The 18226-nt window shown below is 53.8% G+C and carries 11 protein-coding genes; 1 reads left to right on the forward strand and 10 read right to left on the reverse strand.

The window, feature by feature from the left end; all coding sequences use genetic code 11:
* Window positions 1–119: 119 nt before the first annotated feature.
* The 10 genes from NYE69_RS23405 to adhE form a co-directional block, all read right to left on the reverse strand.
* Window positions 120–2348, reverse strand: coding sequence for a copper amine oxidase N-terminal domain-containing protein (locus NYE69_RS23405; protein ID WP_340928119.1), 2229 nt, complete (start codon window positions 2346–2348; stop codon window positions 120–122).
* 112 nt (window positions 2349–2460) lie between these two features.
* Window positions 2461–4098, reverse strand: a complete 1638-nt coding sequence (nagZ, locus tag NYE69_RS23410) for a beta-N-acetylhexosaminidase (protein WP_340928120.1) — start codon at window positions 4096–4098, stop codon at window positions 2461–2463.
* An 18-nt stretch (window positions 4099–4116) separates the two neighbouring features.
* Window positions 4117–5742: a response regulator gene (locus NYE69_RS23415; RefSeq protein ID WP_340928121.1), complete on the reverse strand. Its 1626-nt coding sequence runs from the start codon at window positions 5740–5742 to the stop codon at window positions 4117–4119.
* Window positions 5711–7555, reverse strand: coding sequence for a cache domain-containing sensor histidine kinase (locus tag NYE69_RS23420; RefSeq protein WP_124332947.1), 1845 nt, complete (start codon window positions 7553–7555; stop codon window positions 5711–5713). The genes NYE69_RS23415 and NYE69_RS23420 overlap by 32 nt, the downstream gene beginning before the upstream one ends.
* 78 nt (window positions 7556–7633) lie before the next feature.
* Window positions 7634–8461, reverse strand: coding sequence for a carbohydrate ABC transporter permease (locus NYE69_RS23425; protein ID WP_036621683.1), 828 nt, complete (start codon window positions 8459–8461; stop codon window positions 7634–7636).
* Window positions 8461–9345: a carbohydrate ABC transporter permease gene (locus NYE69_RS23430; protein ID WP_124332948.1), complete on the reverse strand. Its 885-nt coding sequence runs from the start codon at window positions 9343–9345 to the stop codon at window positions 8461–8463. Before NYE69_RS23430 ends, NYE69_RS23425 begins: the two co-directional genes overlap by 1 nt.
* An 84-nt stretch (window positions 9346–9429) precedes the next feature.
* Entirely contained in the window at window positions 9430–10818 is a 1389-nt protein-coding gene (locus NYE69_RS23435) for an extracellular solute-binding protein (protein WP_124332949.1), read from the reverse strand.
* A 195-nt stretch (window positions 10819–11013) separates the two neighbouring features.
* A complete protein-coding gene (gene pflA, locus NYE69_RS23440; protein ID WP_124332950.1) occupies window positions 11014–11769 on the reverse strand; it encodes a pyruvate formate-lyase-activating protein in 756 nt (251 codons plus the stop codon).
* Window positions 11770–11844: 75 nt separating this feature from the next.
* Window positions 11845–14106: a formate C-acetyltransferase gene (pflB, locus tag NYE69_RS23445; RefSeq protein ID WP_340928123.1), complete on the reverse strand. Its 2262-nt coding sequence runs from the start codon at window positions 14104–14106 to the stop codon at window positions 11845–11847.
* A 295-nt stretch (window positions 14107–14401) separates the two neighbouring features.
* Complete coding sequence (gene adhE / locus NYE69_RS23450) at window positions 14402–17017, reverse strand: bifunctional acetaldehyde-CoA/alcohol dehydrogenase (RefSeq protein ID WP_340928124.1); 2616 nt, start codon at window positions 17015–17017, stop codon at window positions 14402–14404.
* Window positions 17018–17358: 341 nt separating this feature from the next.
* On the opposite strand from adhE, the gene NYE69_RS23455 reads away from it, so the two are divergent.
* A complete protein-coding gene (locus tag NYE69_RS23455; protein WP_036621673.1) occupies window positions 17359–18075 on the forward strand; it encodes a Crp/Fnr family transcriptional regulator in 717 nt (238 codons plus the stop codon).
* The last annotated feature ends 151 nt before the right edge of the window (window positions 18076–18226 follow it).

Raw genomic sequence — 18226 nt, forward strand, 5'->3', positions numbered from 1 at the left:
CGCTCCAGGCCGCGGTCTGTTGCCGGCTTGACTGTCAAGCACTGATGATTAGGTTGAACCATAAATCTTTCATTTCAAAATAAACAGGCACGGCGATCGCCGCCGTGCCTGTTTATTGTTTAATTTTTCGTTGCGGGCATTTGCTGGAACAGAATATTGAAAGGCAGGTTGCTGCCCGGGGCCGCCGTAAACAGCAGCTCTACCGTCTGTTCTTGGTCCCCGGTGCGGAACAATACGCCGTTTTCACTCGGCGCGCTTAGGCTGGAACCGTTGGCCAGCTGTACGACGCTTCCGTTCACCATTATGACGCCCATGTATTTTCCGCCCCGCGGGTTAAACGTCACAATCGTATTTGGGGCAACACGGTGCAGTTTAATTTTATACAACATTCCAAAATTGCCGGCATTCGTTTTATAGGCTTGCGTAATTCCGTCCGCCCCGACCTGGAACGGGTCGCTTACGTTGTCGCCGATCGCCAGGCGGGATGGCGTCGTCCCGATCAAATCCGTAACCTCGATGATCCGGGTTGATTCCATGTACGTTCCCCGGTTGTGAACATCCTCCGGCGGAGCGATTAAATTAGGCAGCGCGCTAATCGGATCCTCTCCTTGATCGACCATCACTACGTTATATTGCAACATATGATCGCTGTTTAAATCCGCAAACAAAGAGATGACATCTCCCTGCTTCAGGGGCTTTTCGCTCAGCTCGTTCAAAATGATTTTACTTTCGCCCGGAGCGAGCCACATATCTTTATATTTGTTGCCGTTTTGCATCGATTCGAAATACCGCTGCACGGATACTTTCCCCGCTGCCGTGGCAAAAGGGCTTGGCCCGCCGAAGCCAAGGAACGATTGGGACAGATGGGTCGTTTCCGCATTATTGTTTGTGGCAATCACGTACATGTTTTTCGGCGTGCCGGTGGAGTTCACGTGATGGACCATAAAGCGGGTAGCCCCGATCGCGTTCTCCCGATACAACAAGCCTTTACTGTAAACCGTTTCCGGGCTGTTGCTGCGAATCAGGGTTACCGGTTCGGAAGTATAGGAATATTGAATTTTGTTCCAGCTTGGCACTTGCCCGCCGTCGAAGGTGAATTTGTCGCCGACCGGAACGAAGATCTTGTTGAATTCGTCTTCAGGATACAGCAGTTCGTTCGTAATGTTGATCGTCTTCTCGGTCGTTGAAGACAGACCGAACTGGTTGACGACCGTCAGCCGAATCGTCACCGGGCCCGGCGTAAAGTAGGCCAGCTTTTTGTTTTCCCATTTGCGATCGGTAATGCCCACTTCATCGGTACTAAGGTCCGTATACAAAATCAATTCGCCCATTTTGTAAGTATCTTTGTCGGTCGTGAAACTGGCGACCGGCGGCGTATGCGGTTTCGATACGTTTACGGTCAGGGAGAACGGATTACTCCACTGGCCCCTGGAATCCTGAACCCGATAGGTAACGGTGTAGCTTCCCGGCTCCGCGAACACGTCCTGACGGCCGGTCCATTCCTCATTGACGATGTCCAGGCCGCTCGGAGAAGAGGATTCGGTAATATACTGCACCTGCGTCTCGCCGGCAATAATCTCCTGGTTTCCGATTTTAAAGGAAGCGACCGGCGGCATCGCCAAATTTACGATGACCCGCTTGCCCACCGAATCATATTCATAAGCAATGTTCAAAGCTTTGGTGATCGCCGTCAACGGCACCATGAAATTGTTTTTGACGGAATACGATTTGCCCCGCATCGTCTGCGTCACGCCGTTGACTTTGTAGTAGGTCGTGTCCAGTTTAAAACGCAACTCGTCGCCGCCGCGCTTGATAATCGTTTCTTTGGTACTATTGTCAAAAGAGAGTTCAAATCCGGCCCGCTCCACGATGGCACGGATCGAAATATAGGATACGCCGTCTTTGACCTCCATTGGATAGCCGGCAAGGTATTCTTTTCCGTCTTGGTACATTTTATTGCTGTTTACCATCAAAATCAGTTGGCCCGTACCCGCCGTCGTTGTCGTTTGCGAGCCAGGAGTTTTCGTCGTGGCCGGATCCGTTACCGGCACTTCGCCGCTGCCATCGTTCGTTCCGTCCTGCCCTTCCGCAGGAACTGCAGTTCCGTCCGTTTCGCCGTTTCCTGTCTGCTCTAAGTCCCCGGTCTGGCCTTCGGTTTGAACCTGACCCGCATTGTTTTCGTTCATTCCGTTTTGATCAATCGATGCGACCTGATCTATCGATTGCTCCGATACGCTGCCCGCGTCCGGATTATTCCCCTGGACGAGCTCCTCGGCGCTTGCCGGAAGAACCATGGCCATTTGCGATGCTGCCAGAATCGTGGTGATTAACATTCGTTTCAAATTCATGCCTTAACTCCCTTTACTCTCCCATTTTATGTAGATCCCTCGCGATCTCACAATCTATTAAACGCATGTAAAGGGGAAAAGTTTCTAAAGTTTATATACAAAATTAGACAAACTATTTGTCCCCCGCGCTCCCCGCGGAATAACGGGCATTCAGGCTTACCGGCAAGACTCCGTTTGCCCGAAGTTTTCCGGTCAATACCCCGGCCAACGCCTTCAGGGCAAAAGGACGATTTTCGTAAAGGCACAAGTACGTACCGACGTCCGGAAATGCGCGGATATCGTAAGGATTCCGCGAAGAAGCGACGATCAGCCGTGAACCCCGGGCTTGAATGAGGGCATTCACCAAACTTTTCTGCCCCTCGTCGATTTCTCCCTCCGCCGTGTAGGTGACCGCGACGATTTGTTCAAAACCTTCGCTCTGCCGGAGCACCGCGGCGATTTCCGCGGCCGCCGGACGCGAGCCGATGAGCGCAAGGACGACCTGCTCATGCAGCGGCTTTAACGCATCGGCGAGCGTGTAAGAGTGCACCGCCGGCTCATCCACCTCGGTGCGGTGGCGCAGTTCCGGCCATATGACCAGCACGGGCCTATCCGGATCGAGCGGCAGGTTGCCGGCCTCGCAGACGAGCGTGACGCTGCGTTCGGCGCAGCGGCGGAGCAACGCGGCGCTTTCCGCCTCCGGCGTCAGCGGATGCGGCGGCTCCGGCGCCTTCTCCGGCTTAGGCCCGCCGCCGAGCCCAAGCCGCTCCGCCTTCAGCGCCAAAATCCGCGCCGCCGCCGCATCGATCCGCTCCTCGCTCAAGCGCCCGCTGCGCACCGCCGCGCACACCTGCCGGATCGCGGCGATCTGCTCCGCCATCGTGTGGCTGACGAGGATCAGGTCCGCCCCGGCTGCGATCGCGCGCACCGCGCCTTCCGCTACTCCGAAATGGCGGGAAATCGCCTGCATCTCCAGGCAATCGGTGACGATGAGCCCCCGGTACCCCAGCTCTTCGCGCAGCAATTCGGTCAACACGCGCCGCGACAACGTCGCCGGAATTTCGTCAGGCTCAAAAGCCGGAAAAATGACGTGCGCCGTCATGATCGCGTCCACTTCCGCCGCGATGGCCCGCCGGAACGGAACCAGCTCGACCTCGCGCAGCCGCTCCTTGCCGTGAGGCACCACGGCCAGCCCGAGGTGGGAATCGGCGTCCGTGTCGCCGTGCCCGGGAAAATGCTTGGCCGTGGCGATCACGCCCTGGCTCCGGTAACCGCGGATTGCCGCCGTGCCATGCCGCGCCACAAGCTGCGGATCTTCCCCGAAGGAGCGTACGCCGATGACGGGATTCGCCGGATTGTTGTTGACGTCGACGCAGGGCGCAAAATTGAAGTTGATGCCCAGCAGGGCCATCTCCTTTGCGGCCAGCGCGGCCACCTGTTCCGTCAGCTTCGGATCGTTGGCCGCTCCAAGCGCCATATTCCCCGGAATCCGGCTCATCCCTTCATGATCCAGCCGGGCGACCATGCCGCCTTCCTGATCGATTGAAATGAACAGCGGGACTTGGGACGCCTCCCGGTTGATCGCTTGCAGGCAACGCGACAAGCCGGCAAGCTGCGCGGCCGATTCGATGTTGCGGCGGAAATAGACCACCCCGCCGATATGGTATTGCCGGATCATCGTCCGAATATGCTCATCCGGCGTTGTGCCGTGAAAACCGCAAATAAACAGCTGGCCGACCTTTTGCTCCAAGGTGAGTGCTCCTAAGTTCAAATCCCGTCATCTCCCCGTTCAGGATGCGTTTGTCTCCTTCAGACGGTAATCGGAAGGCGTCATCCCGGTGTATTTTTGAAACACTTTGGTAAAATAGCGCCGCTCCTGGTACCCGATTTCGCTGCCGATCTGGGCGATCGAGCGTTCGCTTTCGCGCAGCAGGCATTTGGCCAATTCGATCCGCTGTTTGGTCAAATATTCCACGAACGTTTCCCCGAAGTGGTTTTTGAACAGCAGGCAGAAATAACTCGTGCTGATCCCGAGATGATCGGCCAGTTCCTCGATGCCGAAATCATCGCCCAAATGCCGCTGAATGTAGTTTTGCGCGGTCATCATCAGCAGCTCGGAGGTCTTTTTGGAGGAGAGGCAGGCTCGCGACTGCCCGATCAACGACACGATCAGGGACAGCAGATCCTTAAGATCAAGCGAGCGCTGCAGCCTTTGCCACAACGCTTCCTCCTGCTCGCCAGGCAGCATCTGCAGTTCGCGCATTTCGCGCAGCAGATGGATCAGCAAGTAATGCAGCAGTTTAACGGCTGCGTACGCATGGTGCTCATCCACATGCCCAACATATCGTTTGAGCTCCGCCACCACCTGCCCCAGCGCCTCCTGATTTCCGCTTCGCAGGCCGCTGCCAAGCTGCTCGATCCAGCGCCAGTGCATCCGCGAATCCTCCGCGGGCCAGATTTCCCTTAAGTCCTCCGCACGTCCTCCCCCGGCCTCCAAAAACCATTCCTCCGGCGGGTTCAAGATGAGCATTTGCTGCAACCGGTTGTACGCGGCGCGCAGCTCCTGAGCCGCTTGCGGCCGCGGTTCCAGGCAGAAACGGACCGCAAGGCCATCCTCGCCCCCTTCCCGGAGCCGCTGACGTAGGCGTTCAAACCCGGGGAGCAGCGACCGTTTCGTGATCGGCGGGCTGTCCGGCTTGGCCGGGACCACCAGACACCATTCCCCCTCGCGAATTTGCAGCACCGTGGCCCCCGCGGGGAAAACGCCGCCAAAAATTTCTTTGATCGCGTGTTTGGTCCGCAAATTCCAAGCTTTCCGTTCATGTGCGCTCCAGGGCAGGGAATGATGCGAGTAGCCCTCGAAATCCAGCAGCATAACGGCATAACGCCGCTCTTCCGCTGGTTCTTCCTCCTCCTCCCACAAGGCGCCGTTTTCCGTTTCCTGTCCCAGCAGCGCATGAAGCAGGAAATTTTCGGCGGCCAAATCCCTGGCCTGATGGAGGCGTTTCTCCATGCCCAGCGTTTTGCGTTTTTCCCGAATTTCGCCGGCGATGCGGCCTACCGTTTCCTCCAGCTCGGCATAATGGATCGGCTTGCAGATGTAATCTTTGACCCCGTAGCGGATCGCCGTTCTTGCATATTCAAACTCCTGATACCCCGTCAAAAGCAAAAATTCGCAGGGAAAATTCAGCTCGCGAATTTTTTGCAGCAGCGTGATGCCGTCCATGACCGGCATGCGAATGTCGCTCAAGATCAAGTCGGGACGATGCAAGTTCGCCGCTTCCAGCGCATCCTTGCCGTTCCGGGCCAAACCGACGATTTCAAACCCCATATCCTGCCAAGGCAATATTTTCGACAAATTGCTCAAAATATGAATTTCATCGTCAACCAGCAGCGCTTTTAGACGCATCCTCATCACCCGCCCCGTATTTAGGTATCACACATTGAATGATCGTTCCGTGTCCGGGCTGCGAGCAAATAAACAAGCCGTATTTGCGGCCGTACTTAAATCTTAGCCGATCATACACGCTGCGCAGCCCCAGCCCCCGCCGCTCATGGCTCGGATAAGGCGCCACCGTCTCGCAAGCCGGTTCCCCCAGATCCGCGTATTGAATCGTCGCCAGCTGTTCGCTCGTCATCCCAATTCCGTTGTCCGCTACCTTCAGCAAAATCCGGTCTTGTTCCATGCTCCCCGTTACCGTGATCCTGCCTTTATACTCAATTCCTTCAAAGCCGTGCTGAATGCTGTTTTCCACCAGCGGCTGCAGCGTCAATTTAAGCACCCGGCAATTCAGCATCTCATCCGGAATGTTGATTTCATAATCAAACAAGTCGTCGAACCTGAACTTCTGGATCTCCAAATAATTGCGCAAATGCTCGATTTCCTGGCTCAGCCCGATCTCTTCCCGCCCCTGGATACTGATGCGCAAAATGCTGGCAAGGCGGACGACCATTTCGCTGACCTTGCGCCCTTCGTTTTGCACGGCAAGCACGTTGATCGATTCCAGCGTATTAAACAGAAAATGCGGTTTGATTTGCGCCTGCAGCACCCTGAGCTCGGCATTGGCCTTCTGCAGCTGCTCCCGCTTAACCTGCTCGAACAATTCATTGATTTTGGCCATTTGATTGTTGAAGCCTTTTTGCAGCAGCAGCAGCTCGTCGTCGCCCTTTTCGTCGACCCGGGCTTGCAAATCGCCGCTTTCGACCTTGCGCATGAAACGCACGATCACGCCGATCGTTCCGGTAATCCGGTTCATGAACAGGACGTTAAACAGCATCGCCGTCAGCACGCACACGCAAATGATCGCCACAAACCATTTGGCGAACGTCGTCACCTCCCGGGACAAATAACTCCAGGAAGTCACCGACACCAGGCTCCAGGGGTAATCCTGCAGCTTATAGATCGAAATGACGCTTTCCTGCCCGTCAAATTTCCCTTTGAAACTGTGATAGCTTGCGGGGAACCGCCATTTGTGCGAAACATACTCCCCGATTTGCCGGCCATCCAGCTCCGCCTGATAATCGTACAAAATAAGCCCCTGATCGTTGACCAGCATAAACCGGGTATCCTGCAAACTGCTGCCCAGATTCAAGTTTTGAAAAATCTTTTCGAACTCCCAGTTTTTGATCTGCACCACCAGCACGCCCACACGCTCCAGATTGCTCAGCTTCTTGATCAGCCGAATCTGCGTGAACACGCTGTCCGACCCGGTCAGTTCCGGATATTCGTGCGGACCGATCCACTTCGGCATCCCGTTTAACGCCATCACTTCATTATATAAAGGATGCTCTTTGAATTTTTCGTAGGGCAGTGTCTGAAAATTTTCCTTGTTAAAAATCGCGATGACATTCGAGCGTTCCCCGCCGTGGAGATTGTACAAGAACGCGTAATCGATGGCGGGATGGCTGTACAGCAGGGAACGGAAGTTCCGCTGGTTGGCGTTGAGCTCCAGTTGGGTTGTCGCCGTCAAATCCTGCGAATCCGGATCCTTCGCCACCAGCGCATCCTGGAACACGCCCTTGGCAATGCCGTTGTCGGTTACGTTGTCCATTTCATGCAGCGCGCTTTTGATGCTGTAGCCGATCGCCTTCAGCGAATATTCGGCCTGCTGGCTGTATTTCGTTTCGATCGAACGGAACGTGACCCAAAACGTAATAATCCCCAAAATAAACAAAGGAATAATGACAAGCCCCAAAAAGGCGGTAAACAATTTAATGCGCAGATTCATCGGCGGCAGCTCCCATGCTTTGAGCGAATATGCTTGACGTCTACTTAGGCGTTTTACCTCATTTTACCACGCCGCCGCTTATCCTTTAACGCTTCCCGCCGTCACCCCTTCAATAATTTTTTCCTGCAGCACGGCGTAAATGATCATGACGGGAAGCACGCTGAACACAATCCCGGCCGACATTTGGGCATAGTTCGTATTGTAGGCGTCGCGGAAACCGACCATGCCTACCGGCAGCGTGCGCAGCTCGTCGCTGGACAAAAAGTAGTTCGCCAGCAAAAACTCGTTCCAGTTCCCGAGAAAATTTACGATAAACACCGTGACGATAGCCGGAACGGTCAGCGGAACGATGATCCGCGCGAACAGCCTGGCGGAGCCGAGCCCGTCCATGACGGCGGCTTCTTCGATCTCCCCGGGGATCGAGCGCATGAAGGCGGCCAGGATAATGACCGAAAGCGGAATCGCATTCGCCACATAGGGCAAAATGAGCGCCAGATGCGTGTCGAGCACGTTCAGCCTGCGCATCATTCCGTAAATCGGCAGCAACAGCGAGTTGTTCGGAATCAGCATCCCCAGCAAAATCAGCTGAAAGATGACCATGCTGATCCGGCCATAGCGCATCCGCGTTACCGCGAACGCCAGCATCGCCGCCAGCAGGATGGACAGACAGGCCGACAATACGCCAATATACAAACTGTTGAAAAAATACGTGCTGATCTTGGCGTTCACCCAGGCGTTGACGTAATTGTCAAATATGATCGAGCCCGGCGGCCCAAACGGGTTTGCAGCGATCGCCTGGTTGTCGCTTTTGACCGAAGAAAACAACACGAACAGAAACGGATATAAAATGACGAGCAAATAAGCCATCAGAAAAATATGCGGGATCGTTTTTTTGAGCGCTCTCATCAATATTCAATCCTTTCCGTTCGTCTGGAGACGAAGAGCTGGTACGCCGCCGTAATGAGGATCGTAAACACGAAAATGAGCACCGCGATCGCGTTGCCGAAGCCGTGGCGGAAGCTGGTGATCGCGTAGCGGATCATATACGTCGCCATCACGTCCGTCGATCCCGCCGGACCGCCTTTGGTCATGACGAGCACGATGTCCGCCGCTTTCATCGCCCCGGCGACCGACAGCATGATGACGACGGAAATGATCGGCATGATGAGCGGAATCGTGATTTTTAACGCCCGCTGAATCCCGCTCGCCCCGTCGATCGCCGCCGCTTCTTCCAGCTCTCGCGGAATGGCGAGGATCGCCGCCAGCACCATCACGATGTAGAAACCTGTCCACTGCCAGGCATTGGTAATCAGAATGGAAAGCATCGCCCAATTTTTGTCGGACAGCCAATAGACCGGCGGAATCCCGAACATGCCCAGCACCTTGTTCATCAGCCCGAAATCCGGGTTATAGATGAACCCCCATAAAATGCCGATGACGGCGGTCGACATGATGGACGGCATAAACACGGCCGTCTTGTACAAGCCTTTTAGCTTTTTCACACTCGCGATCAGCAGCGAAAAAAAGACGATCAGCGGCACCTGGATCAGGCAGGAAAACAGGATGAAATACGCGTTGTTGCGCACCGATTTCCAAAAAGCTTTATCATGCATGGCCGTGGCGTAATTGTCCAGACCGATATAGCTTAGATTTTTCGAGATTCCGTTCCAGCTGGTAAAGCTGTGATTAATGGCGGTAAAAATCGGATATATAAAGAAAGCCAGAAAAAGCACAAAAGCCGGTAAAACAAACAGCACGTACAGCAGGGGATTTCTAAGCGCTTTGTTCATGCCAATAACCTCCGTAGTCGGGAGCAAAGGCGCCCCTCGCCATCGAGGCGAGCGGCGCCCTTGCCAAAGTTCATTCGTGATCGGTTACTCTACGGCGTTGGCTGCATCCTGTGCGGCCTGGACGTTTTCCAGCATTTGCTCCGGCTTGATTTCTTCGCCGATAATTTGCTGAATCCCCATGCTCAGCGCCGTATTGACATCAGCCTGCACCAGAGCGTCAAACGCCGGGAACGAGGTCCCGATTTCGCTGACGCCCTTGAAAATGTCCTGCATAAGCGGATCATCGGACGCCGTTTTCATTTGCTCAAGATCCATTTTCATCGCCGGCAGCACGCCGTCTTCTTTAAGGCCGCGCAGCTGCATTTCTTCCGTCCACATGTTTTTGATGAACTCTTTGACGGCCGCCAGCTTCCGCGGATCTTCAGCGGCGGCGCTGGAGAAGCCGTAACCGTTGTTGGCGTCCTGCATGACGATGACCGGGTCGCCTTCGTTTAGCGGCGGCATGTTGAAGTAGCCGATTTTACCGACCATGTCGCCGGCCTGCTCGGGATCGCGGAAGACGGAGTTGGCCCAAGAGCCGTCCATCATCATCATCGCTTCGCCCGTGATGATCTGATTTCGCATGTCCGCGTATTCAAAGCCCAGCTCGCCTTTTTTGAAATATCCCTTTTGCACCCATTCCTGGTGTTTGGCGATCGCTTTAACCATATTTTCGTCCGTCCATTTCGTCGCGCCGCTTTTGAACCCGTACGTAATTTCAGGCCCCGCGTAATACGTCCATAAATTGTTGGTGGTCATCAACGGAATCCAGGCGTCCTTGGAGGCTTGCGCAAACGGAATTTTGCCGTCGGCCTTGATCTTCTCGGCGATTTGCTCCAGTTCGCCCAGCGTTTTGGGCACCTGCAGCCCTTTTTGCTGAAAATATTCTTTATTGTAGAAGAAACCTTCGATCGATCCGCCGATCGGCAGTCCGTACACTTTGCCGTCATGGGTAAACGGATCGAGGGTCGTAAATTTATCCTTGATGCCAAGCTCTTCGATAATCGGCGTCAAATCGAGCATCAAGCCCTCTTTGGCATACAGTGCCGCATCCGGGCTGCCGAACACGTCGAAGATTTCCGGCGGTTTCCCGGCGGCCATTTCGCCGCGCAGCTTCTCCTTGCGGTTGACTTCGGAGTCCACCGCATCCAGCTTGATCGTGAGGCCAGGGACGGCCGCTTCCGTCTGCTTGACGATATCCTCGAGCATCGCCAACCGGAACTTCTTCGATTCCCCGACTTGCGTGTGGCGAATCGTAATCTCGAACGGTTCATTGCTTGTCTCTGTCCCGGATCCGGCATTCCCCTTATTCTCGGTCCCTTGCCCTTCGTTCGCCGGAGCTTTATTCCCCCCGTTGCCTGATGATCCGCAGCCGGCAAGCAGCGCGGAGGCGATAAAAATCAAAGACAGCAACAGCAGCAAACTTTTCCTCATATTTCTAGACCCCTCCTCAAACGCGGTAGATTCACTTACACCCCCATTATAGAAAGCGTCTTCTTCTTTGGTAAGGAGGACATTTTTCTTTTAGAGGGATAATATCATCCAAAAGACAAAATGAAAACGGCTAAACCTGACATATAATTGTCCGATTTAACCGTTTTGGTCAAGATTATTAAGTTTTACGTCATGTTAATTGACATGAACTTCTCTTTGCTCTGCCGCTTCCCGTTCTCCCTCATGAATGATCCGGTACGCCCATTCGATTTGTTCCTCCGTCGGCGATGGAACGCCGTCAAGCGGATAATCCCAGCCAAGCTCCTGCCATTTGTAGATCCCCATTTGGTGGTACGGGAGAATCTCGAACTTCTCAACGCCCTTCAAGCTGCCGATAAACCGCCCAAGCTCCCGCAGATCTTGTTCGTCGTCATGGATGCCGGGCACGAATACGTGGCGGATCCACATGCTCCGTCCATGATCGGACAGCCAGCGGGCCATGTTCAGCATCCGGTCGTTCGGTTTGCCGGTCAGCTTGATGTGCTTTTCGTTGTCGATATGCTTTAAATCGAGCAGTACGAGGTCGGTCACATCCAGCAGGTCGCGGATTTTATCCCCTTCATTATACCCGTTTGTATCCAGCGTAGTATGAAGGTTCCAGCGTTTCTTCGCTTCCCGGAACAGCTCGGTCACGAACGGGGCTTGCAGTGTCGCTTCCCCGCCCGAGACCGTGAGCCCTCCGCCGGACGGGCGGTAGTAGTTCAGGTAGGGTTCGATTTCGCTGAGCACTTCCTCTACCGTCATTTCTTTTCCGCCCGACAGGTTCCAGGTGTCTGGATTATGGCAGTACTGGCACTGCAGCAGGCAGCCTTGCATGAAGAGCACGAAGCGAATACCCGGGCCATCGACCGTTCCGAAAGTTTCTAATGAATGTATGCGACCTTTTAGCATTTTCGTCACCCTTTCTGTGGCAGGTTGAACCGGAGGTTCAACCTGAAATCGGCTGCCTGTATGCAGGAAATGGGATTACATTTTGCCGTGGAATGTCCGGTTGATGACATCCAGCTGTTGTTCGCGGGTCAGCTTGATGAAGTTCACCGCATAACCCGATACGCGGATCGTCAACTGCGGATAATTTTCCGGATGATCCATCGCATCCAGCAGCGTTTCGCGATCGAATACGTTGACGTTCAGGTGATGGGCTTTGCTGCCGAAGTAGCCGTCCATCATCGACACCAGATTCGATTTGCGGGCGTCGAGTTCTTTGCCCAGCGCCTTAGGCACGATCGAGAACGTGTTGGAAATGCCGTCCAAGCTGTGTTCGTACGGCAGTTTGGCCACGGAGCTCAAGGAAGCCAGCGCGCCTTTCTTGTCGCGGCCGTGCATCGGGTTGGCCCCCGGCGCAAACGGTTCGCCCGCTTTGCGTCCGTCCGGCGTAGTCCCCGTTTTCTTACCGTATACGACGTTCGAGGTAATCGTCAGGATCGATTGCGTCGGCAGCGAGTTACGGTAAGTTTTGTGTTTGCGGATCATGCCCATGAACGTTTCCACGAGTTCAACCGCAATTTGGTCGACACGGTCGTCGTTGTTGCCGTAGCAAGGGAATTCGCCTTCGATTTCAAAGTCGACGGCGATGCCGTTTTCGTTGCGGATCGGTTTGACTTTGGCGTATTTGATCGCGCTCAGCGAGTCGGTCGCTACGGACAAGCCGGCGATACCGCAGGCCATCGTCCGCAGAATGTCGCGGTCGTGCAGCGCCATTTCGATCCGTTCGTAGCAATATTTATCGTGCATGTAGTGGATGACGTTCAGCGCGTTGACATACAGCTTAGCCAGCCACTCCATCATCGGAATCAGACGTTTCTTGACTTCATTGTAGTCGAGATACTCGGACGTGATCGCCGGATATTCCGGACCGACTTGGACGCCGGATTTTTCGTCTTTACCGCCGTTGATGGCGTACAGCAGCACTTTGGCCAGGTTGGCGCGGGCGCCGAAGAACTGCATTTGTTTACCGATTTCCATCGCCGACACGCAGCAGGCAATGCCGTAATCGTCGCCGTAGATCGGACGCATCAGGTCGTCGTTTTCGTATTGGATCGAACTGGTCTCGATCGATACTTTGGCGCAATATTTCTTGAACGCGTCAGGCAGTTGTTCCGACCAAAGCACCGTCAGGTTCGGTTCCGGAGCCGGGCCGAGATTGTACAGCGTGTGCAGAAAGCGGAAACTGTTTTTCGTAACGAGCGTTTTGCCGTTCACCGACATGCCGCCCAGCGATTCCGTTACCCAAGTCGGGTCGCCGCTGAACAGTTCGTTGTATTCCGGAGTTCTCAGGAATTTCACGATCCGCAGCTTCATGACGAAATGATCGACCAGTTCTTGCGCCGTTTCTTCCGTCAGCGTTCCTTCGGCCAGGTCGCGTTCGATGTAAGCGTCCAGGAAGGAGGATACGCGTCCGAGGGACATTGCGGCCCCGTCCTGTTCCTTAACGGCTGCCAGGTAACCGAAATACAGCCATTGGAAAGCTTCCTTGGCATTGTTTGCCGGTCTCGAAATATCGAATCCGTACATTTCGCCCAGCTGTTTCAGTTCGCCGAGCGCACGGATTTGTTCGGACAGTTCTTCGCGGAGGCGGATCACATCCTCGTCGATGACATCCACTTCGAGAGCTTTCAGTTCCTGTTGTTTTTGCTTGATCAGGAAATCCACGCCGTACAGCGCCACCCGGCGGTAGTCGCCGATGATCCGGCCGCGGCCGTAAGCGTCGGGAAGCCCGGTAATAATGCCGGCTTTACGAGCCGCTCTCATCTCCGATGTATAAGCATCAAAAACGCCTTGGTTATGCGTTTTGCGAATATGCGTAAACAAGTCTATAATTTCCTGCGGCAGTTCATAGCCATAAGCCTTACAGGAGTTGATGACCATATTGATCCCGCCGAACGGGCGAATCGTGCGTTGGAATGGGGCCGAGCCCTGTACGCCTACGATTTGCTCCTTGTCCTTATCCAAATACCCCGCAGCGTGGGAAGTGATCGTGGATGGCGTGTTGACGTCCACATCCAGCACTCCGCCGGCTTCCCGTTCTTTCTTGGACAGCTGCGACACGATTTCCCACAAAGCTTTTGTGTTGGCCGTCGCGCCCGCCAAGAAGGATTCGTTGCCTTCATAAGGTTTGATGTTGGTTTGGATGAAATCGCGGGTGTTCACTTCTTTCATCCATTTGCCCGGTTTGAATCCTCTCCAAGCATTGTCCACGGTTTGTACTTCCTTTTCGATCACCGACATCTTTATTCCCTCCATTTATATTTTGGTCGCGGTTCGAAGGAGATGTACCGCGCCTCATGATCCCTTAAAATTTGTGATATTTTTCACATAATTTACGTGATAATTTTCACATTTATAACGTTAAATGTACCCGATTAAGGCTTCGATTGAGTCCCCGTTGTTATTCCCGGGGCTAATCCGTCATCAAACTTTGAGGGATCATTTATACTGTAATCATAGCTCAATTTGTCGAATAAGATTGTGAGAAATATCACATATAGTGATATTTCTCACGTTTTCAAAACCCTTTGTTCACTTAATCTTCAAATCTTCCGTAGAAAGCGTCGCGATAAACTTCCGCCAGCTCCGTCACCAGCGGCAGCTTCGGATTGGCGGTCGTGCATTGGTCTTCGAACGCGCGGTCGGCCAAATAATCGACGCGCGATTCGAACACTTTCGGATCGAAGCCGAGATCCTGGAACGTTTCCGGAATGCCGAGCTTTCTGTTCAGGTCGCGGATCGCATTGATCAGGCTCTTCACGCCTTCTTCCGTCGTCCGCGCCGGCAGCCCCAAGATGCGGGCGATTTCCGCATAACGTTCGTCGGCGACGAAATGCGTGTATTTCGGCCAAGCGGCAAATTTCGTCGGCTTCTTGGCGTTGTAACGGATGACGTGCGGCATCAGAATCGCGTTGGTCCGGCCATGCGCCGTATGGAATTCGCCGCCCCATTTATGGGCCAAGCTGTGGTTGATGCCGAGGAACGCGTTGGAGAACGCCATCCCCGCGATCGTCGAAGCGTTGTGCATTTTCTCGCGGGCCAGTTCGTCGCCGGTCAGCGCCGATTTTTCAAGGTACTGGAAGACGAGCTGGATCGCTTTAATGCACAGTCCGTCCGTGTAATCGTTGGCCATGACGGATACGTAAGCTTCGATCGCATGCGTCAGAACGTCCATGCCCGTGTCGGCCACGGCGGTTTTCGGCAGGCTGTACACGAATACCGGGTCGATGATCGCCACGTCCGGCGTCAGTTCGTAATCGGCCAAAGGATACTTCGTATTGCCTTTGATTTTGTCCGTGATGACGGCGAACGACGTTACTTCCGAGCCCGTTCCCGAGGTCGTCGGAATGGCCACAAATTTCGCTTTTTGTCCGAGCCGCGGATATTTGTAAAGGCGTTTGCGGATATCCATGAATTTTTGCTTCAGGTTAAAGAAATCTTCATCCGGATATTCGTAGAACAGCCACATCCCTTTCGCCGCGTCCATCGCCGACCCGCCGCCGAGGGCAATAATACAGTCCGGCTGGAACTTCGCCATCATCTCCTGACCGCGTTCCACCGTCGTTGTCGACGGATCCGGTTCGACGTCCGCGAACACTTCGATCGCCACCGGCGTTTGGCGTTGGCGGAGATAATGCTCGACTCTTTCCACGTAACCCAGCTTCACCATCATCGGGTCGGTGACGATCATGACGCGGGAGATGTCCGGCATTTTCGCCAAATATTGCGTCGAATTCTTCTCGAAATAAATTTTGCTCGGCACTTTAAACCACTGCATATTCACGGTACGACGGTTCACCCTTTTCACGTTGATCAGATTGACGGCCGTGACGTTCGACGAAGTCGAGTTGCGTCCGTAAGACCCGCAGCCCAGCGTCAGCGAAGGCAGGTTCGAGTTGTAAATGTCGCCGATGCCGCCTTGCGAGGAAGGCTGGTTCACCAAAATCCGGCAGGTCGGCATCCGGTCCGAGAACTTCTGGATAACTTCCTGGTTGTTCGAATGAATGACCGAGGAGTGGCCCATGCCGCCGAACTGCACGACTTCCAAGGCCCGTTCGATGCCCTGCTCGGCGTTTTTCACTTTATAGCAAGCGAGCACCGGGCTAAGCTTCTCCGCGGAAAGCGGGAATTTCGGTCCGACGCCTTCGATTTCGGCGACGAGAATTTTCGTTCCGGCCGGCACGTCGATACCGCACATTTCCGCGATCTTCGTGGCCGGTTGTCCAACGATCGCCGGGTTTACCGCGCATTTATCGGCGATGATCGCGCCCGCCGTCAGTTTTGCCGCTTCATCTTTGTTTACGAAATAGCAGCCGTTGGCGATCATTTTCTTTTTCACCTGGTCGAACACGGGTTCCTCAATAATGACCGCTTGTTCGGAAGCGCAAATCATGCCGTTGTCGAACGTTTTGGAAAGAATCAGGTCGTTGACGGCTTGATCGAGATTCGCACTCTTCTCAATGAAGCAAGGCACGTTGCCGGGGCCGACGCCAAGGGCCGGTTTGCCGCAGCTGTAAGCCGCTTTTACCATCGCGGAACCGCCGGTAGCGAGAATGCAGGCCACATCCGGGTGATTCATCAAAGCGTTCGTGCGGTCCATGGACGGATTTTCGATCCACTGGATGCAGTCGGCGGGCGCGCCGTGCTTCACCGCGGCCTCCAGCAATATTTTAGCGGCTTCCGCGCTGCAGTTCTGAGCGGACGGATGGAAGCCGAAGATGATCGGGTTGCGTGTTTTTATCGCAATCAGCGATTTGAAAATCGTGGTCGACGTCGGGTTCGTCACCGGAGTAATCCCCATGATGATGCCGACAGGCTCGGCGATTTTTTGGAAGCTGTCAAAATCGTTGTCCTCGATAACGCCTACCGTTTTGTCGTACTTGATGCTGTGGTAAATGTACTCCGTGGCGAACATGTTTTTAATGATTTTGTCCTCGTAGACCCCGCGCCCGGTTTCTTCCACCGCCATTTTCGCCAGATGCATGTGCTTGTCGAGCCCCGCCAGGGCCATCGCCTGCACGATTGCGTCGATCTGCTCCTGCGTCATGCTCATGAACGCTTCGGAAGCCTTTTTCGCTTTGTCGATCAAGGTTTGGATGTAAGCTTCCGGGGTGGGCTGGGCTTTTGTTGTCGCTTCATTCTTTACGGCCATTTCTCTCATCCTCCTAAGTTCGGTAAGGACAAACCTGCAGTGTAGATAGGCGAATCATAAGTTCGTGAAATTTTTCACTTGCAAGTTCATCCTTAAAAGATGTATTGCTTCTCTTTATGTTTTGATCATAGCATAGGAATTTGATTTTGTATAGTGAATTTTTTCACAAAGTTGAAAAAGTTCTGAAATTATTTCGTTTAGCAAACAAATTTCGTGAATTTAGTCACAATGTTAGAATTTCGACACTTTTTCGGCCTTCCGAGCCCCCAAATTTTGCAATAATCGTTATATAATTAATTAAAAATTTCATAAAAATCAGAAATATAAAGGGGAAATCCATGATGAGTGAAATCGTAAACGCCACCCTGCCCCGCGGTAACACGAGCTGCTTCACAGAACAAAACTTCAACCGCCTTCTCGTTACAATGAAAGATAAAGCATATCCCGAGGGGACGCATTTGTTCTGGGAAGGTGATTTTTCCGATAAACTGTTTTACATCAAACGCGGACGCGTCAAACTGACCAAATCGACCGACGAGGGTAAAGAACTCATTCTGTATATGTACGGACGCGGCGATATGGTCGGCCAGGCCGATCCGTTCTTCAGCACCAAGCACAGCTTCACGGCCGAGGTGATTGAGGATTGCGAAATCGGCGTAATCGATCAGAAAGATCTTGAAATTATGATTTGCCAGCACTGCGATTTTGCGATCGACTTCATGAAATGGATGGGCATCCACCATCGCCTGACGCAGACGAAGTTCCGCGATTTGATGATGTACGGCAAGCCGGGGGCCCTTTGCTCGACGCTGATCCGCCTGAGCAACACGTATGGCGAGCAGCATGGGGACACGATTCTGATCAACAAAAAAATCACCCATACCGACTTGTCCAATATGATCGGGGCTACGCGCGAAAGCGTCAACCGGATGCTCAGCGACCTGCGCAAAAAGGATGCGCTCGAATACGAAAACGGCATGATCGTCATTAAGGATATGGTCATGCTGCAGGATATTTGCCACTGCGAGCTGTGCCCGAACGAAATTTGCCGGATCTGACATGCCGCTTGCGTCAGTCTATATGCGCCTGCCTTTCTTTGCGAAACCGCCCCGAATGACCGGGACGGTTTTAAACCCATACGTTGGAAGCGCGGGAGGGAATGGGTATGCCCCCCATACCCATTCCCTCTTCGGTTACTTCGAGCCCCCC

Source organism: Paenibacillus sp. FSL R5-0527, from assembly GCF_038008055.1.
In the GTDB taxonomy this organism is placed as follows: Bacteria; Bacillota; Bacilli; order Paenibacillales; family Paenibacillaceae; genus Fontibacillus; species Fontibacillus macerans.

Excerpts from the sequence above, each read along its gene's own strand:
- NYE69_RS23405 (WP_340928119.1), bottom strand. The coding sequence starts at position 2,348 with ATGAATTTGAAACGAATGTTAATCACCACGATTCTGGCAGCATCGCAA.
- pflB (WP_340928123.1), bottom strand. The coding sequence starts at position 14,106 with ATGTCGGTGATCGAAAAGGAAGTACAAACCGTGGACAATGCTTGGAGA.
- NYE69_RS23455 (WP_036621673.1), top strand. The coding sequence starts at position 17,359 with ATGAGTGAAATCGTAAACGCCACCCTGCCCCGCGGTAACACGAGCTGC.
- adhE (WP_340928124.1), bottom strand. The coding sequence starts at position 17,017 with ATGGCCGTAAAGAATGAAGCGACAACAAAAGCCCAGCCCACCCCGGAA.
- NYE69_RS23430 (WP_124332948.1), bottom strand. The coding sequence starts at position 9,345 with ATGAACAAAGCGCTTAGAAATCCCCTGCTGTACGTGCTGTTTGTTTTA.
- pflA (WP_124332950.1), bottom strand. The coding sequence starts at position 11,769 with ATGCTAAAAGGTCGCATACATTCATTAGAAACTTTCGGAACGGTCGAT.
- NYE69_RS23435 (WP_124332949.1), bottom strand. The coding sequence starts at position 10,818 with ATGAGGAAAAGTTTGCTGCTGTTGCTGTCTTTGATTTTTATCGCCTCC.
- NYE69_RS23425 (WP_036621683.1), bottom strand. The coding sequence starts at position 8,461 with ATGAGAGCGCTCAAAAAAACGATCCCGCATATTTTTCTGATGGCTTAT.
- NYE69_RS23420 (WP_124332947.1), bottom strand. The coding sequence starts at position 7,555 with ATGAATCTGCGCATTAAATTGTTTACCGCCTTTTTGGGGCTTGTCATT.
- NYE69_RS23415 (WP_340928121.1), bottom strand. The coding sequence starts at position 5,742 with ATGAGGATGCGTCTAAAAGCGCTGCTGGTTGACGATGAAATTCATATT.